Source organism: Paenibacillus sp. J22R67, assembly GCF_059692175.1.
On the sequence record NZ_JCAUAX010000002.1, the window covers coordinates 1,175,080 to 1,191,843 of the forward strand.

At 45.7% G+C, this 16,764-nt stretch carries 18 protein-coding genes; 7 read left to right on the plus strand and 11 right to left on the minus strand.

Annotation, left to right across the window (positions count from 1 at the left end; translation table 11 throughout):
- Positions 1-85: 85 nt before the first annotated feature.
- Positions 86-1,021 (minus strand): alpha/beta fold hydrolase, encoded by a 936-nt coding sequence (locus AC58VC_RS11620; RefSeq protein WP_497368898.1) that lies wholly within the window; start codon positions 1,019-1,021, stop codon positions 86-88.
- A gap of 206 nt (positions 1,022-1,227) precedes the next feature.
- On the opposite strand from AC58VC_RS11620, the gene AC58VC_RS11625 reads away from it, so the two are divergent.
- Complete coding sequence (locus tag AC58VC_RS11625) at positions 1,228-1,809, plus strand: TetR/AcrR family transcriptional regulator (protein WP_497368899.1); 582 nt, start codon at positions 1,228-1,230, stop codon at positions 1,807-1,809.
- A gap of 82 nt (positions 1,810-1,891) precedes the next feature.
- Here the strand turns inward: AC58VC_RS11625 and AC58VC_RS11630 are convergent, their stop codons facing one another.
- The 5 genes from AC58VC_RS11630 to AC58VC_RS11650 form a co-directional block, all read right to left on the minus strand.
- Complete coding sequence (locus AC58VC_RS11630; protein WP_497368900.1) at positions 1,892-3,694, minus strand: CBM96 family carbohydrate-binding protein; 1,803 nt, start codon at positions 3,692-3,694, stop codon at positions 1,892-1,894.
- Positions 3,695-3,883: 189 nt separating this feature from the next.
- Complete coding sequence (locus tag AC58VC_RS11635) at positions 3,884-4,729, minus strand: helix-turn-helix transcriptional regulator (RefSeq protein ID WP_497368901.1); 846 nt, start codon at positions 4,727-4,729, stop codon at positions 3,884-3,886.
- Between the two features lie 187 nt (positions 4,730-4,916).
- The gene (gene tatA, locus AC58VC_RS11640; RefSeq protein ID WP_161406213.1) at positions 4,917-5,129 is read right to left on the minus strand and encodes a twin-arginine translocase TatA/TatE family subunit; all 213 of its coding nucleotides are present in this window, start codon (positions 5,127-5,129) and stop codon (positions 4,917-4,919) included.
- Positions 5,130-5,149: 20 nt separating this feature from the next.
- Positions 5,150-5,710: a RidA family protein gene (locus tag AC58VC_RS11645; protein WP_497368902.1), complete on the minus strand. Its 561-nt coding sequence runs from the start codon at positions 5,708-5,710 to the stop codon at positions 5,150-5,152.
- A 19-nt stretch (positions 5,711-5,729) separates the two neighbouring features.
- Positions 5,730-7,337, minus strand: a complete 1,608-nt coding sequence (locus AC58VC_RS11650) for a flavin monoamine oxidase family protein (RefSeq protein WP_497368903.1) — start codon at positions 7,335-7,337, stop codon at positions 5,730-5,732.
- Between the two features lie 231 nt (positions 7,338-7,568).
- Between AC58VC_RS11650 and AC58VC_RS11655 the strand changes: the two genes are divergently transcribed.
- The 3 genes from AC58VC_RS11655 (at position 7,569) to AC58VC_RS11665 (ending at position 9,552) form a co-directional block, all read left to right on the plus strand.
- The gene (locus AC58VC_RS11655; RefSeq protein WP_497369025.1) at positions 7,569-7,796 is read left to right on the plus strand and encodes a MerR family transcriptional regulator; all 228 of its coding nucleotides are present in this window, start codon (positions 7,569-7,571) and stop codon (positions 7,794-7,796) included.
- A 28-nt stretch (positions 7,797-7,824) separates the two neighbouring features.
- Positions 7,825-8,583, plus strand: a complete 759-nt coding sequence (tatC, locus tag AC58VC_RS11660) for a twin-arginine translocase subunit TatC (protein WP_497368904.1) — start codon at positions 7,825-7,827, stop codon at positions 8,581-8,583.
- 81 nt (positions 8,584-8,664) lie between these two features.
- Positions 8,665-9,552, plus strand: coding sequence for a LysR family transcriptional regulator (locus AC58VC_RS11665; protein WP_497368905.1), 888 nt, complete (start codon positions 8,665-8,667; stop codon positions 9,550-9,552).
- On the opposite strand, the gene AC58VC_RS11670 is transcribed toward AC58VC_RS11665, so the two are convergent.
- Complete coding sequence (locus AC58VC_RS11670) at positions 9,536-10,867, minus strand: APC family permease (RefSeq protein ID WP_497368906.1); 1,332 nt, start codon at positions 10,865-10,867, stop codon at positions 9,536-9,538. The genes AC58VC_RS11665 and AC58VC_RS11670 overlap by 17 nt on opposite strands.
- 214 nt (positions 10,868-11,081) lie before the next feature.
- Between AC58VC_RS11670 and AC58VC_RS11675 the strand changes: the two genes are divergently transcribed.
- The 3 genes from AC58VC_RS11675 (at position 11,082) to AC58VC_RS11685 (ending at position 13,921) form a co-directional block, all read left to right on the plus strand.
- On the plus strand, positions 11,082-11,564 hold the full coding sequence (locus tag AC58VC_RS11675) for a phage lytic cycle repressor MrpR family protein (protein WP_497369026.1): 483 nt from the start codon (positions 11,082-11,084) through the stop codon (positions 11,562-11,564).
- 159 nt (positions 11,565-11,723) lie between these two features.
- Positions 11,724-13,148 (plus strand): discoidin domain-containing protein, encoded by a 1,425-nt coding sequence (locus AC58VC_RS11680; protein WP_497368907.1) that lies wholly within the window; start codon positions 11,724-11,726, stop codon positions 13,146-13,148.
- A 560-nt stretch (positions 13,149-13,708) separates the two neighbouring features.
- Positions 13,709-13,921 carry a hypothetical protein gene (locus AC58VC_RS11685; protein ID WP_497368908.1) on the plus strand — a complete coding sequence of 71 codons (213 nt, stop codon included), beginning with the start codon at positions 13,709-13,711 and terminating at the stop codon, positions 13,919-13,921.
- Between the two features lie 120 nt (positions 13,922-14,041).
- Here AC58VC_RS11685 and AC58VC_RS11690 read toward each other — a convergent pair whose 3' ends face one another.
- The 4 genes from AC58VC_RS11690 to AC58VC_RS11705 are packed head-to-tail and all read right to left on the minus strand — an operon-like array spanning position 14,042 to position 16,764.
- Positions 14,042-14,836, minus strand: coding sequence for a sporulation protein (locus AC58VC_RS11690; protein ID WP_497368909.1), 795 nt, complete (start codon positions 14,834-14,836; stop codon positions 14,042-14,044).
- A gap of 2 nt (positions 14,837-14,838) precedes the next feature.
- Positions 14,839-15,597: an AAA family ATPase gene (locus AC58VC_RS11695; RefSeq protein ID WP_497368910.1), complete on the minus strand. Its 759-nt coding sequence runs from the start codon at positions 15,595-15,597 to the stop codon at positions 14,839-14,841.
- A gap of 23 nt (positions 15,598-15,620) precedes the next feature.
- Positions 15,621-16,124, minus strand: coding sequence for a pentapeptide repeat-containing protein (locus AC58VC_RS11700; RefSeq protein WP_497368911.1), 504 nt, complete (start codon positions 16,122-16,124; stop codon positions 15,621-15,623).
- On the minus strand, positions 16,117-16,764 hold the full coding sequence (locus AC58VC_RS11705) for a carbohydrate-binding family 9-like protein (protein ID WP_497368912.1): 648 nt from the start codon (positions 16,762-16,764) through the stop codon (positions 16,117-16,119). Before AC58VC_RS11705 ends, AC58VC_RS11700 begins: the two co-directional genes overlap by 8 nt.

Here is a 16,764-nt window from a genome sequence, read left to right on the forward strand (position 1 = left end):
GCAAAAGTGACGAAACGAGAGCATTTATTCTCATGCATGCCCATAACTCCAACGTTTTAATCCCCTCTCACTTCTAGGGAAAATATCAGTTCCGCCGGATGAAGTCTACTATGAGACGTCCAATTTCGTCTGGTGCATCCTCCAGACAGTAATGGCCCACTCCTACGAGCCGATGAATAGGTGCATTTGGAAATAGCTCTGTGAAAAGCGGCAGAAAATGATCGAATTGAAGCGTACGGTCAGCATCCCCCCAGATTGCAAGCGCGGGCTTCCCACGGATAAAGCTTACAGCTGCTGCACCCGGCGTTTCAAACTGGTGCGCACCCGTGGCGAACCCTTTAGCCCATCCAATAGCGCCGACACAGTCAGCCGGGCCGACAAAGCGTGAGCCATAAGCAGCGAGCCAAGTTTCGGTAATTAGCTCATTGTTCTCGAAGCCGTTCAATTTGAGCGTGCTGAGGATGTTAAAACCAAGCTGGCTCAGGACGGTCTCAAGGCTGCCTTCCTTTTCAGCTCTCAAGATCCATTGGAACCAGGGAGAAACACCAGCATTGGAGATTAGCCGGTCGACGAGGTCAAGCTGGCCAAATGGTGTCGGACCGTTCGTCGAGATCAGCCTACGAATACGATTTGGATGGCGCGCAGCAAGTCCCATGCCCACCGGCCCGCCGAAATCGTGCATAACAAGCGTAATATCTTGCAGGTCGAGCGCCAAAACAAACTGTTCGAGATTATCGATATGGTCCTGCAGCCAATAGCTGCGGTCCTGTGGCGTCGCGCTTTTACCGAAGCCCATATGGTCGGGGACGACGACACGATAATCTTCGCTCAAAACTGGGATCAGATGACGGAACAAATAACCCCAGGTCGGCTCGCCATGTAGGCAAAGGATGGTTTCGTCTCCTTGCCGCCCCTCGTCGACATAGTGCATGGCGAAGCCGGGAGCATGCGTGAAGTGCGGCTTGAATGGAAAGGTGCCGTCATAATTCGAGTACAAGTCGATTTTGCGATACTGAGTCATGGAAAGTCTCCTTTATAAACGTTTTGTTTGTATAAGTACTTCTTGCACTTCATTCTGCTGAACAACTATGTTACATACCAATTGGTATGTAACTATAATGAGTTAATATTGATATACAGTCAAGTTAAGGTGAAGTAAACTTGACTATTCACACCGTAAATACTATGATTATTTCATACTGTACGATATGAAAAGAGGAATGGCTAATGGTACGGCCCAGGGAGTTTGATGAAGAAAAGGCATTACATGCAGCTATGGAACTGTTTTGGGAAAAGGGGTATGAAGCAACTTCATTAAGCGAGTTAACGTCACGAATGGGGATACAACGTCCCAGTATTTACTCCGCGTTCGGAGACAAGAAGGAACTGTTTGAAGCTGCGCTACGCAAATATAATCAATTCCATTCTTCCTTCGTTCGCGCTCGACTTCAAAGCATTTCATCCACAAAAGAAGCGTTTCGCTCCTTCTTTGAGGGGATTGTAGCGGAAGTATACAAGGAAGGACCCAACCGGGGGTGTTTTTGCCTCAATGTGATGGTAGAACTTGCTCCCCATGATGCAAAATTCGAAGTACTTACAAGAGAACATCAGATGTATCTTGCGGCGTTATTTGAGGAAACCATTGAACGAGGAAAGCGATCTGGCGAACTCGGGAAAGATGTGAACTCAAAAGTGTTAGCACAGACACTCGTCGTTTCAATGATTGGACTTACTGTATTAATGAAATCTCGCCCCGATCGAACATTTGCAGAAAATGCTGTAGCGACGATACTTGACTTGCTCAAGTAGATGTTGCCTGCTTCTATATGCAATAAAGTTCCTACATGCAAAAAGAAGCCCCGCATCAGGGGCCTCCTCTTCTTCTTCACCATTATTCATTCACATTGGAATTATACAAGTTACCTCCACCCGTACGGGTGTCATTCTGTGCAGTCGTCCCAGTAGCAGCGCTTGTCGCATACACCACATAGCCTGTTGAGTTATCCAAATTCAAGGTGTTATTGTTAAAAGCATTATTCGTGCCTGTCGCATACTCCGTACCATGAGTACGAACTTGGAACGCATCCAACACATTGGAATTGCCGTTTCTGTAGCCTTGATTGTAACGCACGATTGTATTTACACCTTTGATATCGATAAAGCTGTCTGCACTGTTCGCGCCGCTTATCCCTGTCCCGTTGAACGTACAATACTCGATTATTGTACCGCTAGCTCCTTCTTTAACGTCAATATGCTCAGCTGTAATACCGCCGTCAAAATTCGTGTGTGAAATCACATTCCCTGTCACAACATGCTCATAATCCGAGCTGGAATCCGAACCTACATACGCCCCTTCACCGTAACCCGCTTGGTATTTGCCGGTATCATAGATCGTAGAATACTCCAGTGTGTTGTTGGAGCTGCCGTCACGGAAATGCACACCTTCGTCTCCAACGTAATGCACTTCAACATTGTTAAGTAGATTGCGGTTCCCGTTGTCAATGATGATTCCTTTTTGAGCATTGGTGATCTCGATATCTCGAATTTGCCAGTAATCACCTGTCAGGTGAATGCCGTATGAGCCATCGTTCACATTGATGCCTTTGAGGATCGCAGGATTCGCGGCGTCGCAGCTTTTCAGGATAATCGGATTCGCAGATGTCCCGCTTTTACCTGAATAGAACAAACCCTGACCGCCTGGATCGCCACTCGTTGAGCGGTCACCTGTGTAAGTGCCTGGAGCAATAGAGATCACAGTACCTGCTGCCGCATTCAACATCGCATTCTGGATGGCTGCAGTTGTATTCAGCGCATTCGTACAACCTGTCGGCGGTGCCCCTGCATTTGTTGTCGCATTGATCGTACTGCTTTGGTTGGAAGCATTGCCTGCGGCATCTTTCGCTTTGACATAATAGCTGTAAGTCGTCGAAGCTGTCAGACCCGTATCGCTGGTCGAAGTGCCGCTCACGGTTTTAAGGAATGTGCCATTGCGGTACACATCATAACCCGTAACCCCCACATTGTCGGTGGCTGCGTTCCAACTTAAATTAATTTGCGAACTGGAGACCGCAGACCCCGTCAAACCTGAAGGCGCAGTAGGCGCCTGTGTATCCGCGCCCCCACCGCCACTACCGCTAACGACCACAAGCTGAGGTTTATTGGCCGCATTTTCACTGCTATTCAAGGTTGTGTACTTGCCGACACTTTCCTGTAGCGCGAAAGAAACAACGCCATCCCCTGAGGCTTGTGCCGTTACATAGGAAGTCACATCAATTTCGTTATACGTATTCGTCGTATTGATTGAGACACTCCCAGCCGAGCTGCCAACAGCAGGTTTATTATTCCATGTAAGCGCCGTCTGCGTCCAACTGTCAGCAGTCTGATAGGCAGATAGAACCGTAGCTGCCGACGCGCTCCCGTAAACACGCAATTTGGCGCTTGTCACACCCGTTAGTCCGCTTAGATTAAATTTGAGATACGAATATCGAGATGCGCTTGCATCATTTTTGACATACAAGGAAGTTGCTGTCCCGTAATTGGAATCCCCATTACTTTGATGAACATAAGAGTCATCACTCGGAGTAAGTGTTGTCGTCGCGGCACCTGCGAACGATGGCAGCGCCATCAGCATCCAAGACGAAAGCAGAACCGCTGCCCAAGTTTTCCCTGCATTCTTACGAAATATTTTCACCATTACACCATTCCTCCCAAAAGTTCAAATCTTCTCCTCGTTGCCCAGTAGATCAGCTGTAGACAGGTTCACACACTCCTCCTTTCCACACTTCCCACCAAAGTGGCAACGCTTACATTTAAAAGTATAAAAGATTGCCAGCTTGGCATGTGTCCCTCTATTGTTTAGAAGTTGCACTGAGTTGCGGTATTTTTAAAGCTGCTGTCGGTATGTCTTCGGGGTGATGCCAAGAACCGTTTTGAATACCCGGCATAAATAAGATCCATTCAGAAAACCGACCTCCTGCGCGATGAAGCTGGCTGTTTTATTCGTTGTTTCGAGCAGCAAACATGCTTCTTTTAACCTGCGGGCCACGATAAATTCCGTGATGGAACTGCCTGTTGACTGCCGAAACGTATGAGACAAGTAATAGGTGGACAAGTGCAAGTCCTCGGACATCCGATTCAAATCAAATTTCTCTTTATAGTGAAGTTCAATCCATTCGATCATCTGCATGGCCGTATGAGAATACCGTGGTCTCAGCTTGTCTTCAAGCCCGCTATACAATTCTTTTCTAACAGGTTCAATCCCCTGAAGTATAGCTATAAGAGATAAAACGAACTCTTCCTGCTGTTTATGAATGTGTATACGCGCCAGTTTCTGGTGGAGCCGCTCAAATAAAGCTGCCACTTGCTGTTGCTCGCCAATAGCCTGACGTTGTAAAGGCTGCTTCCAGAGGATATTAAACCATTGGCGAATTCCACTAAAAGCGAGCAGTGCTGCATCCAGCTTATAGGGGTCAAACATGAGGATGGAGCGGATGAATGGACCCTTTATTTGGATCCGGTGCAATTGAAAAGGCTGAAACACTAGCAGCGTACCAGGTTCAATAGGGAAAACCTGCTTGTTCACCTCGACACGGCCATGGCCCTCGTAGACATACAGGAATTCCATACAAGGATGAGCATGGTAAATTTCCCACGTGAGTTTTCGGCTAATCTTGTAATGGTTCAGGTGAAACGGTTCTTTTCTCACATCTACATTCGTGCTTAGTTTCAATCGCGATCCCTCCAAATGATGGAATGAACTGGCAACCTTTTGCGTGAGCACACTATACCACATCCAGCCTTCATACAATTGTGTAAAACCTAGGCCTGCCAGTGTTTTTTATAGGCAAAAAAACCTGCACTTGCAGCCCTCGCAAAGGAGGATCGCAGGTACAGGTTTCGTTTACTCGTACAGTAAGTTAAGCCTTTGCTTTATCAAGCAGCTTATCATCCTTCTCGATATGGTCAGCTGTTTCTTTGCCATCGGAAACAAGTTCCCTGGCAGAACTCTTAAATTCATGCAGCGTGCGGCCAACAGCGCGCCCAAGCTCTGGAAGCTTGGAAGGTCCAAATAACACCAGCACAACAACTAAGATTAACATGAGACCTGGAAACCCAATATTTTGCAGCATAGATCATCAACTCCGTTTCATTAGTCTAGGTTATGATGTTTCGGATATACCGCTACCGCTTCGATTTCGATCAGCCAGTCAGAGCTAACGAGACCTGCCACGCCAACCGTAGAACGCGCCGGTTTAACTGGATTTGCTTCTGTGCCGAAGAATTGAGCATACGCATCAAACCAGCCTTGATAATCAAACTTATTGTCTTTGGCGGCATCAGCTGTTACATAGACACGCAGATAAGCGACATCGGCAAGCGTTAAGCCTTTCTCCTTCAGTTGCTTCTCAATTTCCTTCAAAATACCGATACCTTGCGTTTTGGTATCCCCATAACGCTCGTAGATGGTTTTGCCTTCTTTATTAATAACTGGCGGTACGGTACCGCTTGTGAACAAATAGGAAGAGCCAGCCGGGACGGATACGCCCGCAGCAATTGAAGAGCTCGGATTGCCGTAGAACTCGACTTCGTTAATAGGTTCAGCTGCGTATTTATTCGTCTTTTCAGCTCCCGCTGCATAAGCGCTAACACAAATGAGACATGAACCTATGGTGACAGCTGCTATTGTTTTCACTTTTTTAGTTAAGATCATCGTTCATCGCTCCCTTTGTCTACTCTTTCATGACGCGCTCATGAATCTCGGTGACCACTTTTCTTGCAGATTCGATAGCCCCTGCTTGCCAAGCGGTAATATAACTGATGTGCTCCCCTGCCAAATAAATGCGACCGTCCGGCTTACACAAAGTCGGATAGTAGGTTTTACGGTCATCTGCCGTATATGAAGCCCATCCACCCAGATTATACTTGATACTCTTCCAGTCGATGGAGAACGAGGCTTCGAACTCTTTATGATATTGCGGATGAATTTTGGCGCCTTGGTTCAAAGCATGGTCTTCACGTTGGGCAGGTGTCATTTTACCAAGTTTATCCGCATTGCCGCCGAAGGCGTAGTAGCCGAGCAGCAGCCCTTTTTTGGCAAAATATTCGGTAGGCGGATAATAGATGCTGGAAATATCCATATTCGTCAGCGAGCTTCCGCCGTAGATGAACTCATCTTCCTCCCAGAAGCGGCGTTTGAATTGAAGACCAATTTTACCTGCAGATGCGTACGCGATTTTGGAAATAGCGGTCCTCATTTCAGCCGAGAAATCAGCCTTAATATCTTTGAGGACAGGGAGCGGAATCGTACAGATACAGAAGTCTCCTGAAATCTCTTTGCCAGCACCCGTGTTCAAATCTTTATACAGAATGGTTACGCCATCGGATGATTGTTTAATTTCTTGCACTTCGGAATGGAACTCAATTTTGTCGCTGACACGCTTCTCAAAAGCTTTGGCAATCATATCCATCCCGCCAACCGGGTGGAACATCATCATTTGTTGATCATAGGAATATTCGCTGCTAAAATATTGTCCAAAACCGGAATTAATGATGGCTTTTAAGCTAAATGGATCTTTCCGGACGCCTGAGTCAAATTTACCGCCTGGTTCCTCGGTGTATCCGGCCCGCTCCGAACCTTTATAGAACAGATCCGCGTTAAGATCTCCTTCGGATTTCAAGTATGCGACAAGTTTCGCTTTTTCTTCTGTTGTCAGTGGGAGATCCAGCGCCTTCTGATTCACGGCTTTCGCCAGCATTTCAGCTACATAACCTCGTACATCCGCTTTGGCCTGGCGCTTCGGAATTTTCACACCTGATAATTCGCCAACATTTTCATTGTAGTAGTAGCCACTTTCGTTCACATTGTTAAAAGGCTCGAGCGCTACGCCAAATTTACGGGCATAATCCAAAGTCACATGAAACTGTGGAATCCGCATCGGTCCTGCGTTAAAATACATACCATTATCAAAGCGGGCAACTTGCTTGGTGCCGCCAATTTCCGTGACCGACGTTCCTCTGCGAACCGACCACGCTCTACCACCCGCACGAGCTCTAGCTTCTAGAATGGTGCATTGATACCCCGCATTTCCTAATTCATAGGCAGCTGTTAAACCTGCAATCCCTCCGCCTAAAATGATCACTTTCTTGCCATTGCGATTTGTAGATGTGAGATCCCAGCCTGAAGGAGGCGTATAGTCGGCTGCTTTCATTGTCTCTGGGGATAACAAACCTAATGTACCCATTACACTGAAAAGTGCGGCTGACCCTCCTACTTTTCCGACTGTAGTCAAAAATTGTCTACGTGTAATTTGATCTTCTTTGATCGGTGTCTTTTCCATGCTCCCATCTCCTCGTTCGTGTTTGGATAAACCGCACATTAAACATACCAACGGAAAACGGTTTCGTCATTACTTTGTGTAAGATAACATTACATAAATAAAACTTATACTAGGATAAAAATGGATTATTTGATCTAAATTTGCCGTAATGATAGAGTTTACTTATGTTTACGTCACTTACATGTTAGTTTAACTTACATAATTGGAGGTTGGATGACGATGATAACGAAGATGACGCAAAAGAAAGTGATACAAATTGGAGTAGTCAGTGAATTAACAGGATTATCAGAAAGACAAATTCGCTACTACGAGGATCGGAAGCTTATTTTTCCGGAGAGGAGCAAAGGTGGCGTTCGTAAATATTCTTTCGAGGATATTCAATTGATTATGGACATTCATACGAAAATGTCGAACGGCTTCCACACCGTCGAGCTCAAGCGCATGTTGGCAGGTTCGTAAGGCAAACTGAAAGTTGGAGGTGCCTTCTATGCAACTAAAAGAAATGATGTCACTGGTTGACCATTTATCCGAACTCCGAACCCGTATTATTCGTATTTTGGTCGTCCTTGTTCTTACGATGATTGGCGGTTTTTTCGCAGCCCAGAAAATTCTTCTTTACTTCAAAGAAACGCCACCAGCTTCAGATATGAGTTGGCATGTATTCTCCCCTATGGATGGCATTCGCATCTATATGATGATCGCCTTCGTAATTTCACTTACAATCACGCTGCCTTTTATTCTTTTTCAATTATGGGGCTTCGTTAAAGAGGGTCTTACCAAGGAAGAACAAAGCGCTACGCTGCGCTATATTCCTTATACCTTTCTTTGTTTTATTATCGGCCTTTCCTTCGCCTACTTCGTCGTTTTCCCAATGTGTATGACATTCACAGTGCGGATCACGGAAAACCTTGGATTGACCCAAACCTATGGCGTTGCTCAATATTTCGGCTTTATGCTGAACATCGTGCTCCCCTTATCCATCGCTTTCGAGTTGCCTATCGTCGTGATGTTCCTGACGCGAATCAAGCTGATTAATCCGAAGCTCCTGCACAAGTTTCGCCGGTACGCCTATCTCGTGCTCGTCATCACGGCCAGCCTCATTTCACCGCCTGATCTTATTTCACATCTGATGGTCGCCCTGCCATTGTTTGCTTTATATGAAATCAGCGTTGTGCTTTCCCGCTTTGTTTTTAACGCTCAAATTCGCGAGAGCAGCAAACTGAACGCAGAAGTCCCTTCCTATTAAAATAGGCCTTCACTATCATTGCCTTCCCCTGATGTATGGGATATATTTACTCCAATATATCCTACAGGGGCAGGGTGAATTATGCGTATCGAACAACTGCTATATATGATCGAAATCAACCAAACAGGCTCTATTTCCCTTGCAGCTGAGAAGCTGCATGTTTCCCAACCGAATATTTCACAAGCCATCGTCTCTTTAGAAGAGGAACTTGGCGTTAAGCTTTTTACCCGATCACGTTTTGGCGCCGCACCTACAGAAGAAGGCAAGCTAATCATAAGTAAAGCAGAAGAAATCATTAGCAAAGTAGAGGAACTCCGGGAGTCTGTCAGTCATCATGACAAAGAGCTCTCCGGAGTCCTCTCCATTGCGTCCGTACCCAGCCTGTGCTTAAGCGTACTCCCTGGAGCATTAGCTATTTTCAAAGGAAAACACCCCGAGGTTGAGCTAGAAATGCTCGAGCTTGATTACCAGCAGATCAAACAAGAGGTTCTTTCAGGCAACGTCGACATGGGACTAGTTGCTTTGTCTAATCAGCATGAAGAGAACAATAAACAATTAACTGTAGAAAAGCTGATGGATAATCGAGTTATGGCCTGTGTAGGCAAAAATTCGCCATTCGCTCACCGGACAAACATCTCCATTGAGGAACTGGCGAATCAACCTATCCTGCTCAATTCCGAATACTTAATTGAAAAGCTCAAAAAGTATGGGGAACCTAATATTTTATTCAAACTCGGAAACTCGGAAGCGGCCAAACGCGTGATCGCCGAAGGCATTGCCATTGGTTTTTATACCGAACTCGGATTGAAGTATGACCCCTACATTCTTACAGGGAACACAATTGCCTTAGAGATCACAGGAGAAGACATGGATGTCTCCTTCTGCTCGATAAGATTAAAAAATCGGCATCAATCCATCGCATCCAGAGAATTTGCCAAAGAATTAAAAGCTATTATTGCGTTAAATTAATGTCTAATCGACCGATTCTTCGTCTGCCAACAATTTTCACATATAGAATAGAAGCTGCGAACAACACGATATTCCCAATAATCAAGGGAGTTGACAGCCCGCTTAGCAGTAAATAACCCTGGTACACTAGTAGAATAACAGCTATCGAGACAATGATATATAGCAGCGTTGGTTTCATGGTGAATGGAGCTTTACGATATAGCTCCGGATGCTTGCGTGGCAGTTGAACGGCCGAGAGGACAGGGAAAATGCTTGAGAAGAGCAAGATGCCGACACCAAGCTGAGAAATCGTCGTTAAGGATATGCCCGTCACAATTGGGATGACGCCGAGTATATAGTAGAACGTCAGCAACCAGTGCGGTGTGCCGAATTTGCGGTTAACAGCACCAAATGCTGCAGGCAGCCAACCGTCCCGGCAAGCAACGAGCATTCCCCTCGTCACCCAAGAGAATGTCACGTTCAACGTTGAAGCTAACGCGAACATGGCTCCCCCAATGATGAAGAACAAAAACAACGGATTGGGTAATATCGCTCTGGCCACATCAGCAAGAGACTCTCCCGCAACCTCGCTAACCGGCAAAACACCAGTCGCTACAATGCCTATACCAATGTACAAAAGAGCAACGATACCACTGCTAATCAGGATGGCAAGCGGAATATCCCGATGAGGGCGCTTCATCTCCCCTCCCATCTCAACAACCGCATAAGCGCCGCCGGAAGCGAAGGAGGTCATCCCTACGGCTGTTAGGAGCCCCGTCCAACCACCTGGCATCATCTCCCTTGGATGAAACACCGAGTAATCTACTTCTGAGACTCCCCACACAATGAAGACGAGTAGCGAAAGCAGTTTGATCACGACCAACCATTTACCCAAAGATGACATAAATTTCACACCGAACAAATTAATGAGATAGAAAAATGTGAGAATGATGAAGGCGACCAGCATAATGGGTGTCTCCGGCATAAGTCCCTGTAAATATTGGGCGAATGAGATCGCATAGACCGCAATGGTCAAATGACCGAAGGTGAATAAGAGCAGATAAACAAACCCCGCATTTGGAGACAGCAGCCGGCTTGTGTAGGTGTACATACCGCCTGTTGTTGGCAACACAGACCCTAGGACCGCAAGAGGAATCGTAATTATGAGCATAAAAATCGAGGAAAGCACGAAAGCCAGCGGCACCCCAGTCCCCGTCAAACCAATAGCAATCCCTGTAATGGACATGATGCCTGCTCCAATGATTTGACCAATGGCAATGCCAATCGCGTCTTTTAACCCTAATACCTTTTTCAAATCCGTCTCTTCCTTCGCCATCTTGACAACCCCCTCACAACTTTATTCATAAAGTTAACAACCAAATTCTTCATGGAGTCGACATTCCCTGCTTATTTTCTGAAAATTTATATTTTTTGTAATTCGGCATAAATCTGCCCCGCTCCTGCATAGTTTATATAGTTGCATATTACTGAAAGCCGCATGAAACTTTTACAGAAAATCATTTTTACTTGGGAAGGGAAGTTGATTTCGTATTCTTACACTTGAGAAAATTGAACACATTGAGGTTGGCTGTACAAATGCGCAAGACGCGATTATTATCCGTCTCCTGGTCGAGGGCATTGAGGCCCATGAAATTGTTTATTTAAAAAAGAGTTCCTTAGACGCTAAAAAGCAACTGCTTACTGTCACGGATGCCTTCGGGGCAAAAAGACAAGTACACGTATCAAAACGTTGTGTCGAATTGTTTCAAAATGCTACTCTCCAAAGGCAATATGTCGTTCATTTCGGTCATCCTATCAAGCAAAAAATAACCGATTTGCGCAGCAGCGACGATCTGATCAAAGTAAGCATGCACGATTTCATCGCAAACCGCTGTCTGATTACTCAGATGGATTGCGTAATATTAAGAACAATTTATATGCGCCTTCGGCAGTTAGCGGAAAGATTTGCGACGCCGGAGCTTACATATTTAACTACGACTAGGCTTGAAATCAAACAACTAGCACATGCGTAAAACCTTATGAGAGGCCTCAGGGCCTCTTTTTCGTTGTGCACTGCTGTCGCGGATGTTTCTTTTCTATTTTTTATGTACGAAAATGTTTGAAATATTTGAAGTCGTATGATATGGTTTGTTTTGTAAGCGATTACGCTTTGGGAAGGGTGGTATGAGGTAATGACTTATTTTTCAATGAGATCAGCCGGCTTATCAAACGTTTTTAGGAGGAGATCCTCCCGCCTGCTGCTCGTTTCGACGATCATAGCTGCGTTTGCATGGCCGGCGCAAGCTGGAGCAGCAACCGTTAACTGCAGTACAGCCTCATGCCTCACAACTGCCCTGGCGAATGCGGCCCCCGGCGACCGGATCATACTTGCCGCAGGAACCTACACGGGCAACTTTGTGTCCGGTGTAAATGGCACGGCTTCGAATCCGATCACAATTGAAAGCGCCAGTGCCACCAACAAAGCCATACTGAATGGCGGAGGAACTTCCAGCGGCTATACGCTTTACCTGACTGGCGATTACACCCAAGTGAAAAATCTGAAGATTACCAATGCCAAGAAAGGCATCATGATTGACAATGCCAACAACGGCTTAATTGATGGTATCGAAGTCTACAATATTGGTGAAGAGGGCGTTCATTACCGCGATGGAAGTTCCAACAACGTTATTCAAAATTCCAGTGTGCACGATACCGGACAAGTTACCGCCGATTATGGCGAAGGTCTTTACGTCGGTTCTGACGTCGGTAAATGGGAAACCTATATCAAGGAAGCGAATAACAATCGTATTACGAATGTAACGATCGGGCCGAACGTGACTGCTGAATCCGTCGACATCAAAGAAGGCACAACTGGCACCATCGTAGAGAACAGCACCTTCAACGGTACAGGCATCAGCGGCGCCAATGCAGCCGATAGCTTCATGGATGTTAAAGGCAATAATTCCATCATTCGCAATAATATCGTTAACCGCAATGGCAACTCCATTATCGTCGACGCCTTCCAGGTGCATGAACGCTCACCAGGTTGGGGTTATAACAATGACTTTTACAACAATACAGCCAATTTAGATAATGCTACCCCTAATGTCGTGCTGGTTAACGGGGGTTCTGCGAAAGCCTGCAACAATACTCGCACGCCTGCGGGAAATATGTACACAGTTGGGGTTACAACTTACACATCCTGCACGGGCGGGACGCCAACACCATCCCTCTTGAGTGTTTCAGCTGTTAGCGATAGCGGCAACGATGGGAATGTCGCCACGAATACACTAGACAACAGCTTGAGCACACGTTGGTCTTCTCAGGGCGACGGCCAATGGATTAAGTATGATTTGGGCGCTAGCAAAACCATTGCCTATGCATCGATCGCCTTCCATCAAGGCGACATCCGCACCACCACCTTTGACGTCCAAATTTCTAGCGACAATACGAACTGGACAAATGTGTTATCGAACAAAGTAAGCAGTACGACGTTATCGCAAGTGACCTACGACTTTACAGATACGGCAGGCCGCTATGTCCGCATCGTCGGTCACGGCAATTCATCCGGCAACGGGTGGAACTCCATAACGGAAGTTGACTTTTACGGTAACTAAATAGATCAATTAGGCTGTCCTTTAGATGAACCTATTGGGCAGTCTCTTTGCACAATTTAGCCGGCAAAGCCTGCTTAGCACTTCCTTTTCGTCTCCTCCACACCAAACTCTCTCTGCAACACTTCGAGCAAATCATCAACAACAACCCACCAAGAGAACCATCCACAGCAAACTCTCCGAGCAAACCCTCCACGCAAGCGGAACTACAGGGTCTTATCCGCCCCGGGATATGCCCTACTTGAGCAAAAACCCCAGAATAGCGCTCCCTAGTTTCCTACATCATCGAAACTTCAACTTTTCATGGAAATAACGCCCTGTAGTTCCCCCATGCAGTCGATTTCCCATTCTCCCACCAATCGCCTCTACCCGCTCTACAAATAAAGTCAATTTGTGACACTAGGTTTCGACCAACTTCTCGTACTGGGCATGTTATTCTAACGAAGTTGCTCTTTGTCCTACACAATCTTTGAAAAAACATTCACATCTCGAACACATTTTTCAAGATTTTTTCAAAGACTGACTCATAAACTTTATTAAAATACTTCTTAGGGGATGAATGAATGCGCATGAGCATCTTGTTTAACAAGAAATCCATTTCGGTAAATTTCGTTGGTACCGACCACAAATTACTACCTGCACTTCTGAATGCTTTACAGAACAACAGATTAACAATGACTAACTTAATTAAATCCGTAGAAAGCGTAGATCTATTTACTTCCGAAGCCATTATATATTCAAAAGACGGCAACAAAGCAAGAGTACCGATCTTTTAAAAGCTCAAAGACTTGCTCAAGACCTGCGTCTTCAGCATTTTACATAGGCTGCTTGGATAATAAAAAACCCTTCTGCCCCTTAATTGCTAAGGGGAGAAGGGTTTTTCATAGCTATGCGAGTTACACATCCAACAAATCGTCAAAAATACCACGGAACTGATCCGCCACTGATTCAGCGCCCTCTTCCAGCTCTTCCATGCTGAAATAATAACGGTGATGGGACTCATCCGTATCCAGCATATCCGATAAAAGTCCGCCAAATCCCCGCGTTCTGCGATCGAATTCCAGGAGGACCTCAACGCCGTTCTCATCCGGATAAAAGACAAGTTCCAGTTCATCAACAGTACTGCGGTATTCACCATTTTGATAAGGCACAAATTCAAAGTTCTGAATAAATGGCAAGTGATAATTGCGCTGTGGATAATATTCGTTCTCTGCTTTATGTAAATGAAACCCTAATTCCTCCAGCGCCTCAAAGATAACCGACGTATGTGGGTGAGCCAGCACCTCAATCGGATCACGATCGGATGGATCAACCGCGTTATCCACATCCATCCCTGTACGGATCCAGATCGGGCTAACACCAATCGAGATAGGTGTCTCATGCGGTAACACGAAATGAAAAGGGATTTCGACCGATTCTTCCGGTTCAAATACAAAGCTTTCCCCAAGCAGAATATTGGCGATCACAACCGTTTCTCTGTGCATCCGATTCGAATCATTTTCTGCCGGCTTGAGGTATTCGGTCATGATTTGAAAATAGATTTTGTCTACTTTCTGCTCCACACTCCCGCCTTTGGCAACGACGACTCCTTCTACCAGCTGCCCAGGAATGAAGGACTCCGTATGAAACTGTGTATCAATTTCAATGTTCCCAATCCCTACTTTAGCCATCATTTTCTTAAAAAAAGACATGATTACTCCTCCGCTTCCCCATCATCAAAAAGAGCCCGAAAATACCGCTCCCGATGATTCAAGAAATCTCTCGTTAAATTGAAATGATCCGTATCTTCATACGAGATAGGCTCGAGAGTGGTTTCAGTAAACTGCAAAATTTGCGCGCCAGGATACGCCATGATGATCGGAGAATGCGTCGCTATAATAAATTGCGCATTACCTGATTTCTCTAATTCCCGAATCATGCTTAGGAAAGCCAACTGATTTTGCGGAGAAAGCGCTGACTCAGGCTCATCCAGTAAATACAAGCCCTTACGGCCCAACCGGTTTTGGAAAAAGGTTAAAAATGCTTGTCCATGCGACTGCTCATTTAAGGATTTGCCCCCATATGGCGCGTAAGCTTGAAATCCAATATAGGGATCCTTCGCAAGCTCATCGATATAACCGGCAAATGTATCAAAGGTCTCCGCACGGAAAAAGAGTCCGTGGCTGACTTTAGGAAGCCAGGATAGTCTCATGATATTCGCTAGCGATTCATTATCTTTTTCTTTCTTGATCGTTAAATCTCTGCCTCCAACCACACTAAAGCCGCAGGAGACACCGATCGCCTCCAGCAGAGTAGACTTCCCCGAACCATTATTCCCGATAAAAAAGGTAACATTCGAGCGGAACCTGAGCTCATTGATTTGTCGAATGGGCCTAATGTTAAACGGAAATTCTTCCTTATCCGCTTCGGACAGCTCGGACCAGTCCAAGGTAATTCGCTGTAAGAATGGCATTCGTGTCTCCTGCTCTTCCTGACTTATTGGTTGGCTGAATAGTTTTTGAGTAAATCTTCAACTAGAATGCCATTGATTTTCATGCCTTTGAGTTCACAATTTGTAAGCTCAGCATCGGTCAAATCACAGTTCTCTATTTTTGTGTTCTTCAGATTGCATTTCGTGAATGAGGTATCAATTAGATGAACATGTTCCATCTGAACATTGGTGAAGTTGGCATTTTGAATACGCGTATTCGAAAGATTGGTATTCGTGATCTTTGACTTTTGCATATTAATATCATCGAGCTCGATCTCACTCATATTCGCATTATGAATGTTCGTGTTTGCCAGGTTCACGTTATCAAAAACGAGATGCTCCGCCTTCACTTTGTTAAACTTTGAACCCGAGATATCCACCATATGCAGTTCTAAACGTTCCGTTTTCAAATCCAACTTCATCAACCTCGCCTTTTCGATAGCTTCATATAAAATGACATCAGTTAAGGTGCTCGCATCTAACTTTACACGAAAACGGCTCTCAAGCAAACTGCAAGAAGCCAAATTTCTCCGGCGTATGGAACTGCATCGTCCCCACTGGTGACCATGCCGAAAACTCATCCGGCTCGCCGCTCCCCCGGTCGATGCGAAAAAGGTTCATCCGCCATACGTCGCCTGCAGAGGGAACGCCTCCCCGAAAGTTGTGCAGCGGGATATCCCAAATGGATACATAACCCCCCAACAAAACGCGAGTCTCCGTTTTCCAGTCAAGTGCGTGCCACTCCCTATTTACCCGTATTGGCAGATGAGCAGGATCATAGTGAATAATGGCGTCAAATTTCACATTCGCCGGAGAAACCTCGAACTCTTTGTACGCGGTAAGCTCGCCAGTTTCGCAAATAAATACCTCTACAACATCTTCTTCGTAAAGGGAATCATCATGATGCTTCATTGTGGCTATGACGTGATCGTCCTCACATTTGAACCGGAAATAGATGGCTGCACGCCATCGGTTCCAACATACTTTAACATTCGTGGACAACCTTGGGCGGTCTCCTGTGACGATGTCACAAAGGCTGATCGCAGGCAGTCCCTTCCAAACGGGATCGTCAAATGATGGAGAGTGATCAAAGTCCGCATGTTCACAAACATAGAGGGGCTTCTGCTTCTTCACCTCCACTGCACTCAC

What these genes read in the sequence shown, in the direction of transcription:
- AC58VC_RS11695 (WP_497368910.1), bottom strand. Translation starts at nt 15,597, where the DNA reads ATGCCATTCTTACAGCGAATTACCTTGGACTGGTCCGAGCTGTCCGAA.
- AC58VC_RS11665 (WP_497368905.1), top strand. Translation starts at nt 8,665, where the DNA reads ATGCGTATCGAACAACTGCTATATATGATCGAAATCAACCAAACAGGC.
- AC58VC_RS11685 (WP_497368908.1), top strand. Translation starts at nt 13,709, where the DNA reads ATGCGCATGAGCATCTTGTTTAACAAGAAATCCATTTCGGTAAATTTC.
- AC58VC_RS11620 (WP_497368898.1), bottom strand. Translation starts at nt 1,021, where the DNA reads ATGACTCAGTATCGCAAAATCGACTTGTACTCGAATTATGACGGCACC.
- AC58VC_RS11625 (WP_497368899.1), top strand. Translation starts at nt 1,228, where the DNA reads ATGGTACGGCCCAGGGAGTTTGATGAAGAAAAGGCATTACATGCAGCT.
- AC58VC_RS11630 (WP_497368900.1), bottom strand. Translation starts at nt 3,694, where the DNA reads ATGGTGAAAATATTTCGTAAGAATGCAGGGAAAACTTGGGCAGCGGTT.
- AC58VC_RS11650 (WP_497368903.1), bottom strand. Translation starts at nt 7,337, where the DNA reads ATGGAAAAGACACCGATCAAAGAAGATCAAATTACACGTAGACAATTT.
- AC58VC_RS11655 (WP_497369025.1), top strand. Translation starts at nt 7,569, where the DNA reads ATGACGCAAAAGAAAGTGATACAAATTGGAGTAGTCAGTGAATTAACA.
- AC58VC_RS11680 (WP_497368907.1), top strand. Translation starts at nt 11,724, where the DNA reads ATGACTTATTTTTCAATGAGATCAGCCGGCTTATCAAACGTTTTTAGG.
- tatA (WP_161406213.1), bottom strand. Translation starts at nt 5,129, where the DNA reads ATGCTGCAAAATATTGGGTTTCCAGGTCTCATGTTAATCTTAGTTGTT.
- AC58VC_RS11670 (WP_497368906.1), bottom strand. Translation starts at nt 10,867, where the DNA reads ATGGCGAAGGAAGAGACGGATTTGAAAAAGGTATTAGGGTTAAAAGAC.
- AC58VC_RS11690 (WP_497368909.1), bottom strand. Translation starts at nt 14,836, where the DNA reads ATGTCTTTTTTTAAGAAAATGATGGCTAAAGTAGGGATTGGGAACATT.
- tatC (WP_497368904.1), top strand. Translation starts at nt 7,825, where the DNA reads ATGCAACTAAAAGAAATGATGTCACTGGTTGACCATTTATCCGAACTC.
- AC58VC_RS11645 (WP_497368902.1), bottom strand. Translation starts at nt 5,710, where the DNA reads ATGATCTTAACTAAAAAAGTGAAAACAATAGCAGCTGTCACCATAGGT.